Origin of the sequence: Psychrosphaera sp. 1_MG-2023 (assembly GCF_030548245.1) — a bacterium.
In the GTDB taxonomy this organism is placed as follows: Bacteria; Pseudomonadota; Gammaproteobacteria; order Enterobacterales; family Alteromonadaceae; genus Psychrosphaera; species Psychrosphaera algicola.
Genome location: NZ_JAUORW010000011.1, coordinates 18925 through 41183, shown reverse-complemented (window position 1 = coordinate 41183; position 22259 = coordinate 18925). Strand labels below are relative to the sequence as shown.

Below are 22259 nucleotides of genomic sequence, written 5' to 3'. Positions count from 1 at the left end.
TTCCTTAATGACGATATTTTCGAATTTGGAAAATTACTCCAAATTTAGGGTGGTCTAAATAGTGTAGATCACCTGAATAACTTCGTCTGGTTTGTTCAAATGGATAGTGTTTTAACACGGTTAAATCCAATTTACTGCCATCTATGTTATTTGTCATTAAGTTCTGATCTTCTTTCATAGCCGAAATGACAACAGAAGTTGACAGTGACGCCTCATCCGTTTCATTTTTCTCCAAAAGTGGGTCGATATCGTTTAAAAACAAATCAGTATTTATCTGTTGGGTAACCGGTTCGCGATAATTAAATTTTGCGTCGAGGTAGAGGTAATGATTTAAATGCACGGTAATCGTGCCATCTAATTGCCATGTAGTATCAGGCAGATGCTTTGATTTAGGTGCTTTTAACGTATTGTTTTTAAAATCAACTACAGCGCCGTTTTGAAGTTTTTCCATAAACAATTGAACATTAGTTTTTTCTGCTTTTTGTAAATCAAAAACAGGTTCATTGTAAAGCGTGTTTTGACTGTTTTTGTCGTCAGGCAACGACGTTAATCGGTCTAAAACCGGATCGGTTGATTGCGCTTCTTGTATTGAAAATTTGGGTGTACCGTCGTATCGGAAATCATCGGTGTAATTTTTACCAGCTACAATATAAACAGGTACAGCGCGTTGCTTTGAAAGTCCAGGCTGACGCCACCCCATGTGGATGATTGGTGTAAGGTCTGGTTGGGCTTCTATTTTTTTATAATGGGCCATTAACTGCAGGTTGTCAGGGGACAACAGATAGACATTATGTAAGTCATCAAAATCTGGGCCGGTAGGTCGCTTTTTCATGTCCGTGATTGGCAGGGCTTGATTGTATGTGTTGGTGCTAGTTAGGTTGCCAGATATTAACTGCCAAACAAGCGGCTTTGATTCATTAGGCAACAAACATAAATTGGCGCTAAATTGCCAATTGGAGTCCATTAGTTGTTGATATTGCGTAAACTGCTGATAAAACCGATTAGCTTGTTGAATTTCAGCCAAATCATCCGATAAAGTGATAATTTCAACTTTACCGGCTTCACCTTCGGTAATATCGTTGCCATTTACCATAGCAAAATCAGAGCCTTCAGCGGTGTTATATTGAGAGCCTTCAGCTGTTTTATATAAAGAGCCATCAGCGGTATTTACAGGCTCATTATCGAAGCGCTCGCCATCGATGTCGTCATAAATAGCTTCATCGTTTAAACCTGTTTCATTTTGTTCAGCATAGGCAGGTAAATCCAGTGACTCAGATAGATTAACATAGCTTGGATCAGTAAACGGGTCGCGTTCAGACCAACAATTATCTAAGTTAGCCAAATAACGAGTTAAATCCGGGGTAAACATCGGCGATAACAAATCCCACTTTCTGCGGGGTTTTAAATTTTTAATCGTATTGTCAAAAAGTTCACGCGTCGACGACGCGTCTTTGCGCGCAAATACAATCATTTCAACTTCAAACCAACGACCATCACTGGATTTTATGCCCTCGACTAATTCTTCGGTAGGCACTCGTTGATTTACGGTCTTAGCATCGTCGTCATTATTAATGTCAAAAGCATTAACTGCTAAAGACTGAAAGGCGAATGTTAAACAGACGACTGAAAATAGGGGCTTGGGTAAAAGATTCGGCCGGCGAAACTTAAACATCATGTTGGTTTTACCTTGTGTTCAAAGTCGTTGAGAAGTGAATTTACAAATTTGAGTCTATCTTCCGCATCTTTGTTTTCAATAGCAAATTTTAATTTATTGCCACCATCCAATTTATACGTGTCTGGATGCTGTTGAATGAGTGAGATCAAAAAGATCGGATCAACTGACGTACTTTCCGCAAACTCTATCGAACCGCCTTTCGGGCCGGCTTCAATTTTCGTTATGCCAATGGCTTGTGCACGCTGTCTAAACTCACTTATCCTAAATAGGTTTTTAGTCGCATCGGGCAATAAACCAAATCGGTCGATGAGCTCAATTTTAATATCGTCTAATTCAGGTACGTCAGAACAGGTTGCAATTCGCTTATATAAACTTAACCGTAGATTAACTTCTGGGATATAGCTGTCTGGTAACAGTGACGGAAGGCGCAGTTCGACTTCTGTTTGTTTAGATGTTAGTGCATCTAAGCTGAGCTCTTTCCCTTGTTTTAAAGCTTCTACCGCGTGTTCAAGCATGTCCATATATAGGGTGAATCCAATGGTTTGAATTTGCCCGTGTTGGTCGTCGCCAAGTAACTCACCAGCGCCACGAATTTCTAAGTCGTGTGTTGCTAAGGCAAAGCCCGCGCCGAGATCTTCAAGTTGCTCTATGGCTTCCAAACGTTTAACCGCATCTTTTGAAATTGACTTCGGCGGTGGAGTGAGCAAATACGCATACGCTTGGTGATGGGAACGACCAACGCGTCCTCTAAGCTGATGTAGTTGGGCTAAACCAAGTCGGTCAGCACGTTCCATTATAATGGTATTGGCAGTAGGTACGTCGATACCAGTTTCAATTATTGTGGTGCAGACGATGACATTGTAGCGTTGATGGTAAAAATCACTCATTACCCGTTCAAGTTCGCGTTCACGCATTTGTCCGTGGGCAAAGGTGATCCTAATATCTGGTAATAATGCTTCAATTTCTCGACAACGTTGTTCGATGGTTTCAACATTATTATGTAAAAAGTACACCTGACCACCGCGGCTCGTTTCACGTAATATGGATTCTTTAATTAGCTCCATATCAAATGGTCGTACAAACGTTTTGACGGCTAAACGTTTTTTAGGCGGGGTTGCGATGATGGATAAATCGCGCATGCCACTCATCGCCATATTGAGCGTTCGCGGAATTGGCGTTGCTGTCAGCGTTAATATGTCGACGTTCGCTCTAAGTTTCTTAATGGCGTCTTTTTGCTTAACACCAAAACGGTGCTCTTCATCGATGACCAGTAAGCCTAAGTCTTTAAACTTGATGTTTTCTTGGATCAGTTTATGGGTACCAACAATAATATCTATTGTGCCGTTTTCCAGTTGCTTGAGAATTTCTGTTTGTTGTTTACCTGTTTTAAAACGAGATAATACTTCAACTTTTATCGGCCAATCGGCAAATCGGTCCACAAAGTTTTCAAAATGCTGTTGCGCCAATAACGTGGTAGGAACTAACACTGCCACCTGTTTAGAATCATTGACCGCGACAAAGGTTGCGCGCATGGCCACTTCTGTTTTACCAAACCCAACGTCACCACAGACAAGTCGGTCCATCGCGTTTGGTGAACGCATATCACTAATAACGGCACTAATTGCTTGTTGTTGATCGTCTGTTTCTTCAAATGGAAAACTGGCGCTAAATTGGCGATAAGAATCTTTATCCAAATCGTATTTATAACCCGGTTTTGCCGCGCGCTGGGCATAAATATCTAGCAGTTCTGCGGCAACGTCTTTAATTTTTTCAGCTGCTTTTTTCCGAGCTTTTTCCCATGCGTCGCTGCCAAGCTTGTTTAATGGTGCGGTATCTGAGTCGCCTCCTGAATAACGACTTAATAGATGCAAGTTACCCACTGGTACATACAACTTTGCTGCATTTGAATATTCTATGGCGACAAATTCGCTGCTTAAGCCACCAGCGTCGATGGTTTGAAGTCCCAAATAGCGGCCAACGCCATGCTCTATATGAACAATAGGCTGACCTATGTTTAGTTCCGCTAAATTACGAACTAAGGCGTCTGTCGATATCGATTTACCTTTGCGATGGCGTCGACGTTGAGTGACGCGACCGCCGAGCAATTCCGTTTCAGTGACGATTGAAATGGCATTGTAGGACTCACTCAATAACGTAAAACTGTGTTCAAGTGACGATATAACAATACCGATGTCGCTTTTATTATCGACAAAATCAGATATTGACTGACAAACCGTAGGCTTAATATTGGCTTGTTTTAACAATTCTAAAAGCGTTTCACGTCTACCCGCGGTCTCTACGCTAAATAATACTCGACCATTTTGTTCTTTTTTCTCAAGTATATGAGCAATGATCTTAGTAAAGGGCTGCTTTATCTGACTGTTTATTGCTATGTCGTCAATGACACTGGTATTGGCATTGACATGTCCAGCAGCGGTTTTAACCTCGTTTATAATTTTTATTTGTGGCCACTGTTTAAACTGTGTAAACAGCTCGTTCACGTTTAAAAATAAAGATTTAAGAGGTAAAAGAGGACGAAGTGGGTCGACATTCAAATTGGTGTAACGACGTTCATTGTCACTTAAGTAAAGCTTTGCTTGCGCTTCAATGTCGCCAACAAGCACCAATTGACTGTTGTCTGGAAAATAGTGGAATAAGGTTTCTACCTGATCAAAAAACAGTGGTAGGTAGTATTCGATCCCCGCTGGAAAACTGCCTTCGGTAACTAACTTATACAAGCTGCCTTTTTCATTTCGTACCGGAAATTGCTCACGATAGTTTTGACGGAACAACTCAATACCGGATTTATCGAGTGGGAATTCGTGAGCGGGCAATAAATTAATGTTGTTTATTTTGTCTTCACTACGCTGTGTATCGGGATCGAACGTGCGGATCGTATCAATTTCATCATCAAAAAAATCTAACCTAAACGGCTTTTTACTGCCCATCGGAAAAATATCTAAAATGGAACCGCGCAGAGAATACTCGCCGTGCTCAACGACTTGTTCAACGTTGCGGTAGCCATTTAACTGCAGTTGTTTGCTTATTTGGTTAATGTTGTAGGTATCACCAACATGGTAAATAAAGCTATTTTGCTCTATGTAACGTTTAGGGGCGATAAAGTGCAACATAGTTGCCACCGGCACAATGACAATGCCTTTGGTCAACCTTGGCAATTGGTGCAGTGTTAACAGACGTTGGGAGATGATGTCCTGGTGCGGCGAAAATGTATCGTAGGGTAAGATCTCCCAATCGGGAAACGTAAATACAGGTAACTGATATAACTTAGTTAACGACCGGATCTCAATTTCTAGTTTGTGGGCCTGTGGGGTATTTTCAGTTACAACAATTGTCACGCGCTCGCTATGCAGCGCCGCTTCAACGATGGCTATAGACTTACTTGAACCTGCTAATCGACTCCAGGATACTCTATCAATTTTTGACGATTGATCTTTGCTCTTTGGAAATGGCAGGTTTAACAGACGCGGAAATTGAGCGGGGGCACTAGTTTGTTTGGTCACCATGCATCCTAATACTAGATATAATTACAGTTATTGTAACGTGATTGTGTTTTGGATGTAAGTGCCTTTTACGTTCGTATTTAAACAAACTCAAAGCTGCTTACACCCCGCTTATTTAACAAGTCTTGATAAGACAAACGGACCTAGATTTCTGCCAAACAGGTGCTTAACCGAGCAAAAATCCAATGAGTGTTAATCTCGGTACAACTTAAGTAAATCTTGATAATGGTCGATTCGGCGGTCTCTTAAATAAGGCCAAATACGCCTTACTTGTTCGCTGTGGCTTAAATCTAATTCAACCGCTAACGTACTTGTATCATCGCTTGGCGCGTGGGCCAGTAACTCACCTTGAGGCCCAGTAATAAAGCTGTTGCCCCAAAATTGGATTCCTTCACTTTGGTCACTTGGATCTGATTCATGGCCGACTCGATTACAGGATATCACTGGAATACCATTGGCAACCGCATGGGCGCGTTGGGAAATCATCCAAGCATCAAGTTGGCGTTGTTGTTCAGCGTTATCGTCACGCGGATCCCAGCCGATGGCCGTGGGATAAATTAACACATCAGCACCGGCTAATGCCATTAAACGAGCGGCTTCTGGAAACCATTGATCCCAGCAAACTAAAACACCGAGTTTACCCACAGACGTTTGAATAGGTTCAAATCCTAAATCACCCGGGGTGAAATAGAATTTTTCGTAAAAACCGGGATCGTCAGGGATATGCATTTTACGATATTTACCCGCGATAGAACCGTCTGATTCGATGACGACTGCGGTATTGTGGTAAAGACCCGCAGCTCGTTTTTCAAATAACGATGTGACAATGACAATACCGAGCTCTGCCGCAAGCTTGCCATACAGAGTGGTAGATGGGCCGGGAATAGACTCAGCTAAGTCAAAGTGATCGGTATCTTCTACTTGGCAAAAATACAGCGACCTATGTAACTCTTGTAAAACGACTAATTGCGCTCCTTGCTCAGCCGCTTGTTTAACAGCGTTAACGGTCGCGTCAACATTGTGGTCAATATCTGCAGTATTATTTAATTGAATAGCCGCAACTGACAAATGTTTGGTTTTATTAGACATGAATTAACCCCTTTGGCAATTGCATGGTTAAACAGTGAAGGCTGCCATATTGTTCGATGACGGTACGGCAATTGATGGCAATGATTTTATGTTCAGGAAACGCACTTTGTATGACGTCCATAGCAACTTGATCTTGATTGTCACCATAAGTCGGGACAAGGACAGCACCGTTAATGATTAAAAAGTTGGCGTAGGTTGCTGGAAGCGGTTCACCTTCATCGTTATAGATTGGCTTAGGTGAGGGCAGAGGAAACAAAGTATACGACTTTCCCTGTGCATCGGTAGCATCTTTGAGTTCTTGTTCCATCGTTTTTAGTGCCGAATAGGCGTCTGCCGTTGGATCATCGCAGGTGACATAAGTGATGCCCTTGGGCGTAAATCTTGCCAACGTGTCTATATGAGCGTCGGTGTCGTCACCTGGTAAGTGTCCCTGTGATAACCAAATCACTTTCTCTATATGGAATACTTCTTTTAGCGCATCTTCAATTTGTTGTTTTGACAATTGATCATTGCGGTTTTTATTTAATAAACAAATTTCGGTCGTTAATAATGACCCTCTGCCGTCAGACTCAATACTGCCGCCTTCTAATACAAAGTCGACATTTTGATATTGCTGCAAATTGACAAACGGTTGCTGAATTAAATGCAGATTAATTTGGTCATCTAGGTTAGCGTCGTACTTTGCACCCCAAGCATTAAAGGTAAAGTCGAGGACTTTAGTTTCACCTGCCTCATTTACTAAGGTAATAGGCCCATGATCCCTTGCCCAAGTATCATTGCACGGCGCAATAAAGGTTTTGACCATTTTGGAAGCACCGAGGCTGGAAAGCCGATCGTTAACCGCTTGTTCAACTGAAATATCATGGCAAGCTATTACCACAGGTTGAAATTGGGTGATTGCGTTTACGATGTCAACATATGTCGATTCGATTTCTGCTAACCAAGGTTGCCAATCGGTTTTGGCATGAGGCCAAGTGAGTTGAATTGCTGATTGTTCGTGCCACTCAGCGGGTAGCTTATAGGTCATTTACGTATCCTGATTTAACGACTTAGATTGAGTTTTTTTCAATAATTGTTTCGACTGTTGGTGCAAAGAAGCTCGTACTATGCTTTCTCTGTCTTCCTCTCGAATTTTCCGAAATACCATTGTATTGAGGTATTTTACTTCATCTTCTTCTGATTTGTCTTCACAGCTGACTAACTTAGATAAACAAAAAACCGCAGTGGCTTCATCATCAAAAAATAATTTGCAGGTAAACCATTGATCAATTTGCCATGGTTTGTCGGTGTAAAAAGTAAAACCACCGCCACCATAGCTAAATGTAGTGTACTGATCACCAGTTTCATCCTCAGATTGCAATATGTAACTCATCATCAAGTCGATTTTACGAGATTGGGCCTTGAGATAGTTTGCAAGGGGCTCGATAACGTCCCCTAACTGCCGGAGCGGACGTAACATGGTTTGTTCCATGCCTTTCATTTCAGAAGCAATTTTATAAGGCACCGGGATTGAACGGTCAAATGCTTCATCAGAAGGGAGAGTGGACCAATCGCCACCTAGTGTAATATTGACATTAACTCGATGTTCCAACTGAAAATATTCATTAAATAGCTGTAAATCTTGATCCGTCATAGCCCATCTTCTAACTTGTACTTTGAATTTGAAACACATATTATCGAACCCTGACTCAAGCTTCATCTCTTTCTTTTAAAAGTTTCAAAATCTTACATGCAAATACCTATTAGTTTATACATAGCAAGCCGTTACGCTAAAGCCTCTCAAGGCGGAAAGTTCATTGGTTTTATCTCATTATTTTCCACTTTAGGAATTGCCTTAGGCGTAATGGCACTGATCATTGTGGTGTCGGTTATGGATGGTTTTGAAGGTTTATTAAAACAACGTATGCTTGGTGCGGTGCCACACATCACCATTACGGCCAAACAGCACGAGGCCAATCAAGTTAATAATCAAAACGATTTTCTTACTCATATTAACCAAACTATTGACTCGTTGGGGTTAAATGACCATGTTATTCAAACCTTACCTTTGGTTCAAAGCCAAGCCATAGTGCAAATGCCAGCTGATTTAAAAGGCATGATAGTGCAGGGCATTCAAGACACACAACATATCCCGGTGGCGATAAAAAACTTTATTGTTCAGGGCGACTGGCAGAATTTATTAGATAAAAGATTTGGCATCGTTATCGGCCGGTATTTGGCAATGGAATTTGGACTAGGAATTGGTGATCAAGTTCGGATTATTGTCAGTGGCGCAAGTCATTATACGCCTTTAGGCCGGATGCCTGCGCAGCGAAAATTCACTGTAGTGGGGATATTTGAAACAGAAAGCGAAATTGACCAGCAATTGATATTATCGCGTTCAGAAGATTTAAATCGTTTAATGCGAAAGCCTAAAACCGATTACGAAGCCATTCGATTGGTACTCAATGACCCATTTATTGCACAGAATGTAAGTCAGCAATTAACTTCTCAATTACCCGCAGAACAATATTCGGTTGAGAATTGGCATAAGACCCATGGCAAATTATTCGATGCGGTGAAAATGGAAAAGAACATGATGTGGTTTATGTTGAGCCTGATCATTGCTGTCGCCGCATTTAATATCGTTTCGTCATTAGTGATGATGGTGACGAAGAAGCAGGGCGAGATAGCTATTTTAAAGACCCAGGGCATGAAAAACGCGACAATAGCCCGGATATTTACCTTACAAGGTGCTTTTAATGGCGTCTTAGGTGCAACAATTGGTGGTGTGTTAGGCACGTTGTTAACTGCAAATTTAAATACATTGACGTCCATCGCGGGCATCAATTTATTAGGGGTCCCTGGCATGGGACTGCCCATTGAAATAAATCCTTTTAAGGTCTGCGTTATTTTGCTTTTTGCTGTTGTCTTGGCTTTATTGGCAAGTATTTACCCTGCCAAAAAGGCGGCCTCTTTAAAACCAGCGGATGTTTTGCGTTATGAATGATACTACGATAGATCAGGTGACTGATCACAAAAAAGTACACCAAACCAGTCAACCTATTGTTAACTGCACCAATTTGAAAAAGTCTTATAGTGAAGGCACTGGCCGTCAGGCTAAGTTGGTAACTGAAGTACTAAAAGGGGTGGACTTAACTATAGCGCAGGGCGAACAAGTGGCCATCTTAGGACAATCGGGCTCGGGTAAAAGCACCTTATTGCATTTAATGGGTATGCTAGATGAACCAACCGAAGGTCAACTCTTTATTAATAACGTTGATGTCACTCAATTATCCGATGATAAAAAAGCCCAATTTAGAAACCAAAATATGGGATTCATCTACCAGTTCCATCACTTGTTAACAGAATTTAGTGCACTTGAAAATGTTGCAATGCCACTGTTAATTAGTGGGGTTGTGAGAAAAGTGGCATTGGAGAAAGCTAAAGTTTTATTAGAGGATGTTGGTTTAGGGCATAGGTTAAGTCATAACCCCTCACAAATGTCCGGTGGTGAGCGTCAACGTGTCGCGATTGCGCGGGCACTTGTGAACAATCCGTCATTAGTCTTAGCTGATGAGCCAACGGGCAATTTGGATAAAAAAAATGCCGAGCACGTTTTTGATTTGTTTTTAAAACTTAATCAACAAAGCAATACTACCTTAGTTGTGGTAACCCACGACTTGTTACTTGCCGAGCGGTTTGACCGAATTATCCAACTCGACGACGGCGTTATCGTGTGATGAAGAATTATCAGTCAAATTGGGTATTGGCCTTTACCTTTGCCAAGCGTTTTTATAATGCGTCATTTGAGAATCGATACATTCGGTTTATTAATCGTGCGTCGCGGGTGGGTATTGCATTAGGTGTCGCCGCACTCATTATCGGGTTGTCGATAATGAATGGTTTTGAACGAGAATTAAAAAATACCCTATTGTCCGTGATCCCAGACGCTGAGTTCGAAGCGGTATCCGGGAAACTCGACAATTGGCAAGACACGTTAGACCGAGCTAGCCAACATGCTCAATTTAAAGCCGGCGGCCCTTATATAAAAGTAAACGCGATGTTGCAAAAACAGCAACGATTAGACGCGGTTGTCCTGCACGCTGTAGACCCTGAGTTGGAACAACAAGTGTCTAAATTACCGCAGATGATCGTGACTGGCCAATGGCTAACATCTGATGGCGTGGTTTTAGGCAAAGGTTTAGCAGAACGGTTGGGTATCTCGTTAAATGACAATATAGAGTTGCTTATCCCTAGTATTAACGAACAGGGCGGCTTTAGTGCGCCGCAGTATTTAAGACTTAATGTGGAAGGCATTTACCAAGTTGGTGGGCAACTGGATTATGGTCAAGTATATGTAAGTCTCTCAACACTACAGAATTTATTTGGATGGGAACCGCAACATGCGGAAGGCGTTAAAGTTGCTTTAGTCGACCCGTTTCAAGCCCGAGTTGTGGCAAACGAAATTGGCAGTAAATTATTTGACTATGTTTACGTTCTCGATTGGTTTAGAGCCAATGGCCATGTTTACAATGACATCGTTTTGGTCAAAGACATTATGTACTTAGTTATGGTCTTAGTGATGGCGGTGGCATGTTTTAATATTGTGTCGTCGTTGACCATGGCGGTTCAAGAAAAATACTCCGATATTGGGATTTTAAAAACGATGGGATTAACCGACGTCGTTGTGATCCGTATATTTACTTTAATGGGCTTATTAACGGCGGGGAAAGGAGTTTTGTGGGGGGTGTTGTTTGGTGTCGTCATTGCCGCCTACCTACCAGAGATCTTCAGCGTAGTTGAATACTTATTTGGGTTTAGTGCGCTGGATGGTGATGTGTATTTTATTAACTATATCCCAAGCGAGATCATGATTAACCAAGTGCTTATTGTTGCACTAACGGCAATAGTCGTTGCCTATCTTGCGACGATTTACCCGTCTAAACAAGCTGGTAAATTACAAACCATTGAACTGCTACAATCATAGTTATGAAACTTGCTCCTACGTAGAAAGCAATTCTACTTTGTTTATGCTTTTAGCGGGTTGCAATACAAAAAAGCGCGATGAGTTATTCATCGCGCTTTTTGGATTTCTAGCTTGGCAGTTTTCAAACTAAGCTTGCTTATACGCTGTATTTCCGCACTAACCCTTTATTTGCCAGCTACAGGTTTGTCCTGCAAAAAATGGAACGATTGGCTCGCCATTTGGTAGGATAATTTGCTCAGGAATAGTCCAGTCTTGTTTTTCAAGCGTTATCGTATCGGTATTACGTGGAAGACCATAAAAATCGGCGCCGTAGTGCGAGGCAAAACCTTCTAGTTTGTCCAGTGCACCAAGTTCGTCAAATACGTGAGTATACAGCTCAATCGCACTCCAAGCGCTATAACAACCGGCACAACCACAGGCATTTTCTTTTGCTCGTTTTTCATGAGGCGCAGAATCTGTTCCTAGGAAAAACTTACTGTTACCAGAGGCAACAACGGCACGTAAAGCCTGTTGATGAATGTTACGTTTTAAGACAGGTAAACAATAGTTATGCGGTTTAACACCACCCACTAATAAATCGTTTCTATTAAGTAGTAAATGTTGCGGGGTAATTGTAGCGGCGACATTGTCACCGGCGGCAATAACAAACTCTGCGGCGTCTTTTGTAGTGATATGTTCAAATACAATTTTTAGTTCAGGAAATGCCGCGACAATACGAGTTAAATGTTGGTCGATAAACTCTTTTTCACGGTCAAAAATATCAATGTGGTTGTCGGTAACTTCACCGTGGATCAGCAACAACATACCTTGTTTTTGCATCTCTTCAAATATCGGAAATAATGCGTCTAAAGCACTTACTGCGGCATCTGAATTTGTTGTTGCACCAGCAGGATACAGTTTTGCCGCGACGGCCCCAGCGGCCTTAGCATCGGCAATATCTTGTTGAGTTGTTTGATTGGTTAGATATAACACCATGAGCGGTTCAAATTGACTGCCAGCAGGACGGGCAGCAAGAATACGTTCGCGGTACGCATTAATATCAGAGGCATTGGTCACAGGTGGCACCAAATTAGGCATTACGATGGCACGCTGGAAACAACGAGCTGTTGCAGCTACGGTTTCTTTTAAGATGTCGCCATCGCGAAAATGAAGGTGCCAGTCGTCTGGTTTTTGAATTGTAATGGTGGTCATAGGGAGTCCTAACGAAGTTACTTTGACTTATTGAGCGATCAGAATTTCTCAATTATACAGCAAAGTCGGTTTAATGTGGTTAATCAAACCGACGTATTGATTCTAAACCAGATTATTTGGTTCGATTAGCGCGTTCTTCTTGGCGTAAACGCCATGCTTTGGCAACGGAATAGCGCCATAACCAGTTGATCCCAAAGTAGCCAATTATGGCACTTACCGATGAGACAATAAAACAACCAAAAATAAAGGTGGGGCCAATGGTGGATAAACTCTGCACCAACCAGTCCCAACTTGGTTCAAACGCAAATTCGTAACCTGTATCGCCTAAGATCATTTCTCCCACTAAATAACAACCATAAAACATCGGCGGCATCGTCAGCGGGTTACTTATCCATACAAGGGCTACAGACAAAGGTAAATTTACCTTAAAGACAATTGCGCCAACAGCGGATAACCACATTTGAAATGGAATAGGAACAAAGGCGTTAAATAATCCAACGGCAAATGCGCCGCGGGCTGATTTTCGGTTTAAGTGCCACAAATTAGCATCGTGTAAAAGGGAGCCAAACATATTGACGGCACGATTCTTTTTGATCGAATGGGGATCTGGTAAGTATTTTTTTATAAATTTTCTAGGCATAACTTTGTAATCAGATGAGATCTGTACCTAAGTGTTGGAAACACAATCTATATTTAATTTGTGTGCGTAAGGTACATCAATTTTTATTAATTGTAATTAACGAATTATGACAAAAATCCAAGGAAGGGCATTTTGTTAGCAAATATTGTGTATTACCTGTTTGGTCATTGGCTAGGAATAAACAGTCCCATTGTCTTGCCGTTTATCGTATTGGCTATTGTTTTATTGTTAGCTGTTGCAATGCTAATTGTCTGTTGGTTGAGCACCTTATTGTCACCGCAATCACGACGTCGATGTTTGCATTTGATGTTTCTAATTTTAGGGTTTTCAGTGCCCCAATTGTATGGCAATTATTACTATAACGACTGGCGACCGCATTTAGGTAAACAGACATATCAAATTGAAGGGGTTGTTCTAAATCGCTTGGCAAAACCTTATGGCGATGTGGTTTATTTAGGGTTAACCAAAGTTAATAACAAGCCTATATCCTCTTTTTGGGGTTATAAAAAAGTAAAAGTACTGTTTACCACAAGTCATTTAAAAACCATTGATAGGATTGATTTAAACGACACTTTACGATTAACCGCTAAACTGAGCCAAATTACAGGCTATGAAAATCGGTTTGGCTTTAATTATACCCAATGGCTATTTGGTCATAGGGTATTGGCCACGGGAAGTTACAAACAAGACTTTACACAAACAGCCATCAGCGACCAGTCGAGTCAAACTGCGTTAGGCAAGTTGAAGCAGGTGTTAAGTCAATATCAATACGGCAAGTTTATATTGGCATTGGTCGTCGCGGATAAGTCTTTATTTGAACAAGAGGATTTTAAGCAACTTCGTAATTGGGGAATTAGCCATTTGTTCGCAATATCTGGCCTGCATATCGGTATTTTAATGGGCTTGATGATTATAATTTGTAGGCAACTGTCACGCGTTTTACCGATGTTTTGTTCGATGAAGTTTTGCCATTTTGTAAGTGTATTGCTTATTTGGTGGTATCTAGCCATTTTAGACTTCCCCGTTTCAGCCACCAGAGCCACTTTACTATTAACGTTTGGGTTAAGTTTGTTGCACTGCCGTTTGTATTTGCAGGCATTTAACCTTATAGGCATAGTCATGGTAGCGAGTTTGGTGATTGATCCAACCAATATGGTAAAACCGGCTTGGTGGTTAAGTGTGTCAGCCGTATGCAGCTTATTTTTGATCATCCGTCTGTGGCCAAATTCATCCGAGCAGACATTTGATGAGGTAGTTAAACAAGAGGATGAACAAGCGAATAAACAAGAGGATGAACAAGAAGAAAATGCAAGGGGCTGTGGTGGCAAAGCGGTCAGTCATGTTGTTTGCAATAAAGGAGCTTTGATAAACAAAATTAACAAACACACCGCTTTGAAAATTGTCGTTATGCCTTTTGTTTTGTCATTTTCACGTAATAAACAGAGAATAATTTCGATAGCAAATAACGTGATACTAAATTTGCAGCGGCTTTTTATTTTACAGGTGGCGTTAACACTAGGTATGTTGCCCGTTGTCATTTATTGGATGCAAGGGATACCATTTCTTGGGTTAATTAATAACATTATAGTCATTCCTTTATTTAGTCTTGTCATCGTACCTGCGATATTTGTAGGGACAATTGTTGAGTTAATTAGCGGCTCAAAGGGGAATTGGATCTACCAAATTGTCGATGCAATATTTGACCGGTTATGGATGGTGTTAGATTTTATTCCTTATAATGATATCTGGGTTATTCTGCCGGAATATTTTGCCTGGCCTGTATTGGTCATACTCATTTTACTTGTGTGGTGTCATTCGATATCCGTTTTTTTTCGTCGGCGCTGGTTTCATGTAATAGGGGTTCTATGTGCTTGCGTGTTTATCCCATTGCACAGTTTTGTTACAACGAAGGTTTTTAACAAAACGACAACAATACGTATTTTTGATGTCGGACAGGGAACTAGTGTTTTAATTTCCAACAATCAAACAAACATGCTTTATGATCTCGGTCCCGTGTTTCAGTCAGGTTCGAGTGCGACACGTCATGCGGTTAAGCCAATGTTAGACAATCTGTTAATTGATACATTGGACCTTGTTGTTGTCTCCCATAGTGATACTGATCACCGTGGTGATTTGTCCGTACTTGATACACTAATCATTAAACAGCATTTGAATGGCTGTAAACAATTAGCGTCCTTACAACATACCTATTCTCAGTCTGGATTCGAACTGACCTTGTTGTGGCCAACCAGCGCGATTTTAACAAAAGCTGCCCATATTGAACCCGAAACTAACAGCGCCGCTATCGAAAAAGACCACACGTTAGCTAATGGGATAGCCAACTATACTGACAATGCTTTGTCCTGCGTCATAAAGATAAAAGATCAAAGTTCAGGTAAGTCGCTGTTATTAACAGGTGATATCGACTTAAATGTTGAGAAAGCCCTTAGTGAGATGCATTTGGCTAAAAAGGTAAACTTAAATAGCGATATTGTTATGTCGTCTCACCATGGCAGTAAGTTTGGCTCTAGCACATTATTTTTACGATTAGTCGCACCTAAGCTTGTTATTCATAGTGCAGGACCCAATAATCGATTTAACTTTCCGCACCCAGACGTCTTAAATCGTATTGCAGAACTTGGCATAGAGCAGTATTCAACAAGTCATTTAGGGGAGATTGTTATTACTTTACAAAAACAAACGTTAAGCTTTGGTCATGTTAATTTTCAGTTGAATATGTGGAGTCCATACTGGAAAAGACAAAATCCTTTTAGCATTCACGACCAAATAAGATAGAATCCACTTTTAGTTTAAATTAATTAGTTAACGGACAAACTTTTGGCAGAAAAGTATACCAGTACGTTTAAGCGTTTATTCAGCTACGTCAAACCATTTAAACTCGTTTTTAGTATTGCCATCATAGGTATGGTCGGCAATGCTGCCATCGACGCGTTATTTATTTCTCAGATACAAACTTTCATCGACGAAGGGATCACGGGCAAAAGCAGCGATGTGTTGGCCTACGCCCCGTTATTTGTGATCATTGTATTTATACTCCGTGGATTAACCAATTTTATGGCGACTTACGGTCTAGGCTGGGTCGGCTCAAATGTTGTTATGTCGCTACGCCAAGAATTATACGAAAAGATAATGAACTTGCCGGTGAGTTATCATGACCAAACATCGACAGGCAGCTTGATTTCAAAGATCACTTACGACACCGAACAAATAGAAAATGCGGCAAGTAAAGCTCTAATGGTATTGGTCCGCGAAGGGGCTTATGTAATCGCGCTATTGGGGATCATGTTTTACCATTCGTGGCAATTAAGCATAGCGATTTTTGTATTGGTGCCAATTGTGGCTGTGGTCGTCAGTTTAGTGACAAAACGCTTTAGGGTCATTTCAAAACGCATTCAACAAGCCATGGGAAATGTAACGCGCCAATCAGAACAAATGGTATCTGGACATAAGGTAATTCTCGCGTTTGGTGGTCAAGAAAAAGAGACGGAAGAGTTTAAAAACGTTAATAACAATAATCGTCAGCAACGAATGAAAATGGTTGCAACTAAATCGTTGAGCGTGTCGAGCATTCAAATCATTGCCTCGTTTGCGTTAGCCTCGGTATTGTATCTTGCCGCCCAGCCAGACATGTTAAGCAGTCTTTCACCTGGTACCTTTACCGTTGTTATCACATCGATGATGACGTTACTTCGCCCGTTAAAGCAACTAACCAATGTGAATTCCGAGTTTCAACGTGGCTTAACAGCGGCGCAAAGTGTTTTTGAAATACTTGATTTAAACGCAGAACCTAATAACGGCACAAAAGTATTAGAAAAAGTGTCTGGCCAAATAACTTTTAACAATGTTGGTTTTGCATATTCAGGAACCGACACTAATGTCATAGAAAACCTTAATTTAGAAATAGAAGCCGGTTCCACTGTGGCATTTGTAGGTCGTTCAGGCTCTGGCAAAACGACGATATCAAATTTTATTCCACGCTATTACTCTCCAGGTGCTGGGGTTATAAGTCTTGATGGGGTTGATCTTGAAGATTTGGAATTAAATAACCTTCGTTCCCACATTGCATTAATGTCACAGCACGTAGTGTTATTTAACGACACAATAGCCAATAACATTGCCTATGGCTTAAAAGAAGTCTCACGTGCTGAAATAGAAAACGCAGCGAAATTGGCGCATGTTATGGAATTTGCATCGAGTAAAGCTGAAGGCTTAGATTTTATGATCGGTGAAAACGGCAGTGCATTATCGGGTGGTCAGAGACAACGAATTGCGATTGCCCGCGCATTATTGCGTAATGCACCAATATTTATTATGGATGAAGCGACCTCAGCCTTAGATACAGAGTCAGAACGTGCCATTCAAGATGCGTTAAATACACTAATGAAAGACCGAACCAATATTGTAATTGCCCACCGTTTATCGACCATCGAAAACGCCGATAAAATTGTGGTAATGGACCAAGGTCGTATATTAGAGCAGGGCAAACATGCCGAATTATTAGCACAAAACGGGGCATATGCTGCGTTGTATCAACTGCAGTTCAGTGAAGGCTCAGCGTAGTGCGTTGGATAGAACAAGGCTGGTACAACAAGTCATTAAAAGTTTATGTATTGTTGCCATTTATGGTGGTCTTTTACGTCATTTATAAAATACGACTCGGGTTATTTAAACTTGGCGTGTTAGCACAAGTTCGAGCCGATATACCGGTTATTGTCGTTGGTAATATATCCGTTGGTGGTACAGGTAAAACACCTTTTGTAATTTACCTAGTTAAACTATTACACAGTATGGGCTACACACCCGGAATAGTGAGTCGTGGGTACGGTGCTAAATCCGATCCTACAATGCCATTTCCCCGTAGTGTTAACCCTCAGATGCAAGTTGACTATTCAGGTGATGAACCAAAGTTAATGGCACTGCGAACCAAGGTGCCGGTTGTCATTAGCCCAGTTCGTTCTGAAGCCGTTGCCTATTTAACGCAGCAATTTAGTTGTGACATTGTGATCTCAGACGACGGACTTCAGCATTACCAAATGGCCCGTGACGTTGAAATTGTCATTGTTGACGGCCAACGTCAATTTGGTAATGGCTGGATGTTGCCAGTAGGGCCACTGCGAGAGCCCAAAACTCGACTAAACTCAGTAGACCTTATCGTTGAAAACAGCGGATTTAGCTCAAACGGTGACTACCAACAAATTGCTGGTGGCATTGTTCATATTACTCAAGATAGCACTGTAGATATCGAAGACTTCTCAAATGGAGTGCATCTGGTAAGTGGTATAGGCAATCCGCAACGTTTTGAACAAACGTGCAAGGAATTAGGGATTAATACATTGAGTACCAGTTGGTTTGACGACCATCATGCATTCAGTATTGCTGATTTTGCTAAGTTTGGTTCAGAAGACATCATTTTAATGACGGAAAAAGACGCTGTTAAATGTCGCGAATTTGCGCAACCTAATTGGTATGTGCTACCAATCGACGCGAAAATTTCAGATACATTAGAACAAAAAATTAAACACATAATTGTCAATAAATGCGGCAGTGTTAAAAACGACAACCGCAATACAAGCAGGAAATAACAATGGCATTTGATATTAAATTATTAGACATTTTGGCTTGCCCGATTTGTAAATCAACGTTGAATTACCAAAAGCAACAAAACGAATTGATCTGTAAACTCGACAGAATTGCTTATCCAATTAAAGATGATATCCCGGTGATGTTAGAAGGCGAAGCGCGTCAACTCACCATCGAAGAAATAGAAGCGTTAAAATAAACCAATCAATCTCATTTCTGTCGCGGTCTTGTTTGCACAATACGTAAGGTTTATTACTGCGGCTAGATAAGGAAACCTATGTCTACCAAAGCAAAATTTGTTGTTGTGATCCCAGCACGATACGACTCGTCTCGTTTACCCGGAAAGCCATTAGCTGACATAGGGGGTAAACCTATGGTGCAGTGGGTTCATGAGCGTGCCGTGGCAAGTGGCGCCGATAGAATAATTGTGGCGACGGATGATGAAAGAGTCAAAACAGTAGTTGAGCAATTTGGTGGTGAAGTGTGTTTAACCCGCAAAGATCACGACTCAGGAACCGAGCGGTTAGCTGAAGTTGTCGAAAAATATGGTTTTGATGAGCAAACGATTGTAATCAATGTTCAGGGGGACGAGCCGATGATCCCATCTGTGAACATCAGTCAACTTGCCAACAACCTAGCAGCACTTGATGCCGAGTTAGTAAAAATGGCAACATTGGCGGAACCGATTTGTTCAGTAGCTGAGCTTAACAACCCAAATGTCGTTAAAGTGGTTACCGACGAACAGGGACTTGCAATGTATTTCTCTCGCTCTGCAATTCCATTTGACCGTGACAATACAATGGCAATCAGTGACTACCCCTATTTACGTCATATTGGTATTTATGCCTATCGCGCGGGTTTTATAAAACAATATGTGAGTTGGCAACCAACAGCATTAGAACAAATTGAGTCGTTAGAACAGCTTAGAGTTTTATATCACGGTGAAAAAATTCATGTCGCCCCAGCGGTTGAGCCACCGCCAGCGGGCGTGGATACAGCTGAAGATTTAGAACAAGTACGCCGCTTAGTTGCGAGTTTAAAAGCACTATAATGCAAACTTCAAATGAACACCTCAATACAATTGACGTGGTTTACAGCCACGACGATTTTTATGTAGCGGTAAAACCTCACAACGTTAACTTTCACGATGAAGGGGATACCGGCAATGGCTTTTTTAATCGATTAAAAACCCAATGCAACGAAGTATTATTTCCCGTGCACCGACTCGATAAACTCACCAGTGGGCTGGTTATCGTAGCGAGAACTAAAACGGCCGCCCAGTGGTTTCAGCAAGCCTTTGAGCAAAACCAAATTGAAAAACTCTATTTAGCCTGTTCCGGTCATAAACCTAAAAAGAAGCAAGGTTCTGTCATCGGAGATATGGCTAAATCTCGAAATAGTGCCTGGAAGTTGCTGAAAACGACATTAAACCCTGCGGTTACTAAATTTTTTTCCTGGGGGGATGAAACCCAAAGTCGTGCTATTCGCTGGTTTTTAATTAAACCAGAATCAGGCAAAACACATCAGATACGAGTCGCATTAAAGTCAATTGGTGCGCCAGTTTTAGGCGATACTCTATATAGCGGTGCAGAGGCTGAGAGAGGGTATTTACACGCTTTTTCGCTTAGATTTGACTACCAAGGTACACCGGTAGAACTAACTCAAATGCCTTCTACTGGTGAGTATTTTTTGACGATGCCGCAAACGGTATTAACTGCTTTAACTTCAGGGTTTGATCTTAAATGGCCCAAATCAAAATCGTTTCAGAAACCCACAAATGTGGCGACTGGAAGTGGTGGATCTGTTCTAAAACAAAATCAAATTGAAAATAAAATATGAGTAATTACGAAACCCGATTTGGCGGCATTGCGCGTCTATATGGAATACAACAAGCTCAGTGGATACAACAGGCTCACTTTTGTGTTGTGGGTATCGGAGGTGTGGGTACTTGGGTTGCAGAAGGGCTTGCCCGCAGTGGCATAGGGAAAATTACGCTCATTGACTTAGACGATATATGTACAACCAATACCAATCGTCAAATTCATGCCATGCAAGATACGATAGGTAAAGCCAAAGTTGACGTTATGGCAGATCGTATCAAGGCAATTAATCCAGATTGTGACGTGACCTGCATAGAAGATTTTGTCACTGCGGATAATTTAGCTGAAATTTTTGGTCAAAAAGACAATGTAAAATTTGATCTCGTCATCGACGCTATAGACAGCATCAATGCCAAAACTGCCATGATTGCCCATTGTAAACGCAATAAACTGCCTATCATTGTCACAGGTGGCGCTGGAGGCCAAATCGACCCAAGTGCCATTGAATATGGTGACTTGGCAAAAACAACACACGATCCGTTATTATCTAAAGTGCGTAATTTATTGCGACGGGACTTTAATTTTTCAAAAAATACCAAGCGTAAATTTGCAGTTGACTGCGTGTATTCAACTGAACAGTTACGCTATCCGCAACTTGACGGTTCAGTTTGCCAAGCAAAAGCATCGGCAGAGGGCAGTACACGTTTAGATTGTAATTCAGGTTTTGGCGCGATTACTATGGTCACGGGGTCATTTGGCTTTTTTGCCGCCTCAAAGGCAATTCAAAATTACCTCAGTAAAAAGACAAGGGAACTGGAAGAGTAATCATGGCAATGTTAATTAATATTCCTGGGCGACCTTTGAACAAATTGATCAATAAGCTCAGTGAGTATATCAACCCAGACGATATTCATGTGTGGCCAAATGTGCCTGATAAAAACGCAATTAATTTTGCCTTAGTTTGGAAACATCAAGCCGGTTCGCTAAATGACCTTCCGTCATTAGCTGGAATTTCGTCGTTTGGCGCGGGGGTAGATTCAATTCTAGCGGACTCGGAGCTCCCTAATGTCCCTTTGGCCCGTATTGTTGACCCCGACCTTGCTGACAATATGGCAAATTTTGTTTATACCATGATCCAACACCACAAATTACGTTTGGCGCAGTTTGGTCAGCAGCAAAGCAGCGCAACTTGGAAACCTAAAAGCCCACGCCGAAATAAGCACGTGGGAATATTGGGACTTGGTCAACTTGGTCAAGCCACAGCGAGACTGTTAGTGCAACAGGGGTTCACAGTTTCAGGCTGGAGTGCTTCTAAAAAAGCCCTACCTAACGTTTTTTCATATACAGGTGAGGAAGGGTTAACAACGCTTCTGACTCAAAGTGATTATTTGGTTTGTTTGTTACCATTGACGGCGCAAACGACAAATATTTTGAATTACAATAATTTGAGTCAATTGCCACAGGGCGCGGCGGTGATTAATGTTGCCCGAGGTGAACACCTTGATGATGACGCGCTTATTACTTTATTAAATAGTGGCCACATTGACACCGCGTATTTAGATGTCTTCAAACAAGAACCCTTGCCAAAAGAACACAAGTTTTGGCAACAAAAAGGGATTTTTATAACCCCTCATGTTTCGGCCGTCACCAATGTTGAAACTGCGGTAAGTCAAATTATCGAAAACTACCACCGGGTTAATGCTGAACAACCGATGTTAAACTGTATTGACCGTGAGTCAGGTTACTAATTTAA

At 41.4% G+C, this 22259-nt stretch carries 18 protein-coding genes; 11 read left to right on the top strand and 7 right to left on the bottom strand.

Annotation, left to right across the window (positions count from 1 at the left end; all coding sequences use genetic code 11):
* Positions 1-4: 4 nt before the first annotated feature.
* From Q4575_RS11655 to Q4575_RS11635, 5 genes are all read right to left on the bottom strand, one after another.
* Positions 5-1675 carry a CsiV family protein gene (locus Q4575_RS11655; protein ID WP_303523047.1) on the bottom strand — a complete coding sequence of 557 codons (1671 nt, stop codon included), beginning with the start codon at positions 1673-1675 and terminating at the stop codon, positions 5-7.
* Positions 1672-5199 carry a transcription-repair coupling factor gene (gene mfd, locus Q4575_RS11650; protein ID WP_303523046.1) on the bottom strand — a complete coding sequence of 1176 codons (3528 nt, stop codon included), beginning with the start codon at positions 5197-5199 and terminating at the stop codon, positions 1672-1674. Before mfd ends, Q4575_RS11655 begins: the two co-directional genes overlap by 4 nt.
* A gap of 189 nt (positions 5200-5388) precedes the next feature.
* On the bottom strand, positions 5389-6285 hold the full coding sequence (locus Q4575_RS11645; protein WP_272179776.1) for a carbon-nitrogen hydrolase: 897 nt from the start codon (positions 6283-6285) through the stop codon (positions 5389-5391).
* Positions 6278-7312 carry an agmatine deiminase family protein gene (locus tag Q4575_RS11640; protein ID WP_303523045.1) on the bottom strand — a complete coding sequence of 345 codons (1035 nt, stop codon included), beginning with the start codon at positions 7310-7312 and terminating at the stop codon, positions 6278-6280. Before Q4575_RS11640 ends, Q4575_RS11645 begins: the two co-directional genes overlap by 8 nt.
* On the bottom strand, positions 7313-7918 hold the full coding sequence (locus Q4575_RS11635; RefSeq protein WP_215962404.1) for a PilZ domain-containing protein: 606 nt from the start codon (positions 7916-7918) through the stop codon (positions 7313-7315).
* 96 nt (positions 7919-8014) lie between these two features.
* Between Q4575_RS11635 and Q4575_RS11630 the strand changes: the two genes are divergently transcribed.
* Genes Q4575_RS11630 through Q4575_RS11620 form a run of 3 tightly spaced genes read left to right on the top strand, consistent with a single transcriptional unit; the run spans position 8015 to position 11254 of the window.
* Positions 8015-9274: a lipoprotein-releasing ABC transporter permease subunit gene (locus Q4575_RS11630; RefSeq protein ID WP_303523044.1), complete on the top strand. Its 1260-nt coding sequence runs from the start codon at positions 8015-8017 to the stop codon at positions 9272-9274.
* Complete coding sequence (gene lolD, locus Q4575_RS11625; RefSeq protein ID WP_215962406.1) at positions 9267-10007, top strand: lipoprotein-releasing ABC transporter ATP-binding protein LolD; 741 nt, start codon at positions 9267-9269, stop codon at positions 10005-10007. The genes Q4575_RS11630 and lolD overlap by 8 nt, the downstream gene beginning before the upstream one ends.
* The gene (locus Q4575_RS11620) at positions 10007-11254 is read left to right on the top strand and encodes a lipoprotein-releasing ABC transporter permease subunit (protein WP_303523088.1); all 1248 of its coding nucleotides are present in this window, start codon (positions 10007-10009) and stop codon (positions 11252-11254) included. The genes lolD and Q4575_RS11620 overlap by 1 nt, the downstream gene beginning before the upstream one ends.
* A 156-nt stretch (positions 11255-11410) precedes the next feature.
* Here the strand turns inward: Q4575_RS11620 and pyrC are convergent, their stop codons facing one another.
* Positions 11411-12445 (bottom strand): dihydroorotase, encoded by a 1035-nt coding sequence (pyrC, locus tag Q4575_RS11615; RefSeq protein WP_215962408.1) that lies wholly within the window; start codon positions 12443-12445, stop codon positions 11411-11413.
* Between the two features lie 112 nt (positions 12446-12557).
* Positions 12558-13085 carry a DUF2062 domain-containing protein gene (locus tag Q4575_RS11610; RefSeq protein ID WP_303523043.1) on the bottom strand — a complete coding sequence of 176 codons (528 nt, stop codon included), beginning with the start codon at positions 13083-13085 and terminating at the stop codon, positions 12558-12560.
* Between the two features lie 132 nt (positions 13086-13217).
* On the opposite strand from Q4575_RS11610, the gene Q4575_RS11605 reads away from it, so the two are divergent.
* The 8 genes from Q4575_RS11605 (at position 13218) to Q4575_RS11570 (ending at position 22254) form a co-directional block, all read left to right on the top strand.
* Positions 13218-15881 carry a ComEC/Rec2 family competence protein gene (locus Q4575_RS11605; protein ID WP_303523042.1) on the top strand — a complete coding sequence of 888 codons (2664 nt, stop codon included), beginning with the start codon at positions 13218-13220 and terminating at the stop codon, positions 15879-15881.
* A 42-nt stretch (positions 15882-15923) separates the two neighbouring features.
* A complete protein-coding gene (msbA, locus tag Q4575_RS11600; RefSeq protein WP_215962411.1) occupies positions 15924-17666 on the top strand; it encodes a lipid A export permease/ATP-binding protein MsbA in 1743 nt (580 codons plus the stop codon).
* Positions 17666-18688: a tetraacyldisaccharide 4'-kinase gene (gene lpxK, locus Q4575_RS11595; protein ID WP_303523041.1), complete on the top strand. Its 1023-nt coding sequence runs from the start codon at positions 17666-17668 to the stop codon at positions 18686-18688. The genes msbA and lpxK overlap by 1 nt, the downstream gene beginning before the upstream one ends.
* Positions 18689-18690: 2 nt before the next feature.
* Positions 18691-18885: a Trm112 family protein gene (locus tag Q4575_RS11590; RefSeq protein WP_215962413.1), complete on the top strand. Its 195-nt coding sequence runs from the start codon at positions 18691-18693 to the stop codon at positions 18883-18885.
* 78 nt (positions 18886-18963) lie between these two features.
* Complete coding sequence (gene kdsB / locus Q4575_RS11585) at positions 18964-19737, top strand: 3-deoxy-manno-octulosonate cytidylyltransferase (RefSeq protein WP_215962414.1); 774 nt, start codon at positions 18964-18966, stop codon at positions 19735-19737.
* Positions 19737-20525, top strand: coding sequence for a TIGR01621 family pseudouridine synthase (locus Q4575_RS11580; RefSeq protein ID WP_303523040.1), 789 nt, complete (start codon positions 19737-19739; stop codon positions 20523-20525). Before kdsB ends, Q4575_RS11580 begins: the two co-directional genes overlap by 1 nt.
* Positions 20522-21331 carry a tRNA cyclic N6-threonylcarbamoyladenosine(37) synthase TcdA gene (gene tcdA, locus Q4575_RS11575; protein ID WP_303523039.1) on the top strand — a complete coding sequence of 270 codons (810 nt, stop codon included), beginning with the start codon at positions 20522-20524 and terminating at the stop codon, positions 21329-21331. The genes Q4575_RS11580 and tcdA overlap by 4 nt, the downstream gene beginning before the upstream one ends.
* A 2-nt stretch (positions 21332-21333) precedes the next feature.
* Positions 21334-22254: a glyoxylate/hydroxypyruvate reductase A gene (locus Q4575_RS11570; RefSeq protein WP_303523038.1), complete on the top strand. Its 921-nt coding sequence runs from the start codon at positions 21334-21336 to the stop codon at positions 22252-22254.
* The last annotated feature ends 5 nt before the right edge of the window (positions 22255-22259 follow it).

Bases quoted from the DNA above. Each gene is read 5' to 3' on its own strand.
- Q4575_RS11655 (WP_303523047.1), bottom strand. From the start codon at position 1,675: ATGATGTTTAAGTTTCGCCGGCCGAATCTTTTACCCAAGCCCCTATTT.
- mfd (WP_303523046.1), bottom strand. From the start codon at position 5,199: ATGGTGACCAAACAAACTAGTGCCCCCGCTCAATTTCCGCGTCTGTTA.
- Q4575_RS11645 (WP_272179776.1), bottom strand. From the start codon at position 6,285: ATGTCTAATAAAACCAAACATTTGTCAGTTGCGGCTATTCAATTAAAT.
- Q4575_RS11640 (WP_303523045.1), bottom strand. From the start codon at position 7,312: ATGACCTATAAGCTACCCGCTGAGTGGCACGAACAATCAGCAATTCAA.
- Q4575_RS11635 (WP_215962404.1), bottom strand. From the start codon at position 7,918: ATGACGGATCAAGATTTACAGCTATTTAATGAATATTTTCAGTTGGAA.
- Q4575_RS11630 (WP_303523044.1), top strand. From the start codon at position 8,015: ATGCAAATACCTATTAGTTTATACATAGCAAGCCGTTACGCTAAAGCC.
- lolD (WP_215962406.1), top strand. From the start codon at position 9,267: ATGAATGATACTACGATAGATCAGGTGACTGATCACAAAAAAGTACAC.
- Q4575_RS11620 (WP_303523088.1), top strand. From the start codon at position 10,007: ATGAAGAATTATCAGTCAAATTGGGTATTGGCCTTTACCTTTGCCAAG.
- pyrC (WP_215962408.1), bottom strand. From the start codon at position 12,445: ATGACCACCATTACAATTCAAAAACCAGACGACTGGCACCTTCATTTT.
- Q4575_RS11610 (WP_303523043.1), bottom strand. From the start codon at position 13,085: ATGCCTAGAAAATTTATAAAAAAATACTTACCAGATCCCCATTCGATC.
- Q4575_RS11590 (WP_215962413.1), top strand. From the start codon at position 18,691: ATGGCATTTGATATTAAATTATTAGACATTTTGGCTTGCCCGATTTGT.
- kdsB (WP_215962414.1), top strand. From the start codon at position 18,964: ATGTCTACCAAAGCAAAATTTGTTGTTGTGATCCCAGCACGATACGAC.
- Q4575_RS11580 (WP_303523040.1), top strand. From the start codon at position 19,737: ATGCAAACTTCAAATGAACACCTCAATACAATTGACGTGGTTTACAGC.
- tcdA (WP_303523039.1), top strand. From the start codon at position 20,522: ATGAGTAATTACGAAACCCGATTTGGCGGCATTGCGCGTCTATATGGA.
- Q4575_RS11570 (WP_303523038.1), top strand. From the start codon at position 21,334: ATGGCAATGTTAATTAATATTCCTGGGCGACCTTTGAACAAATTGATC.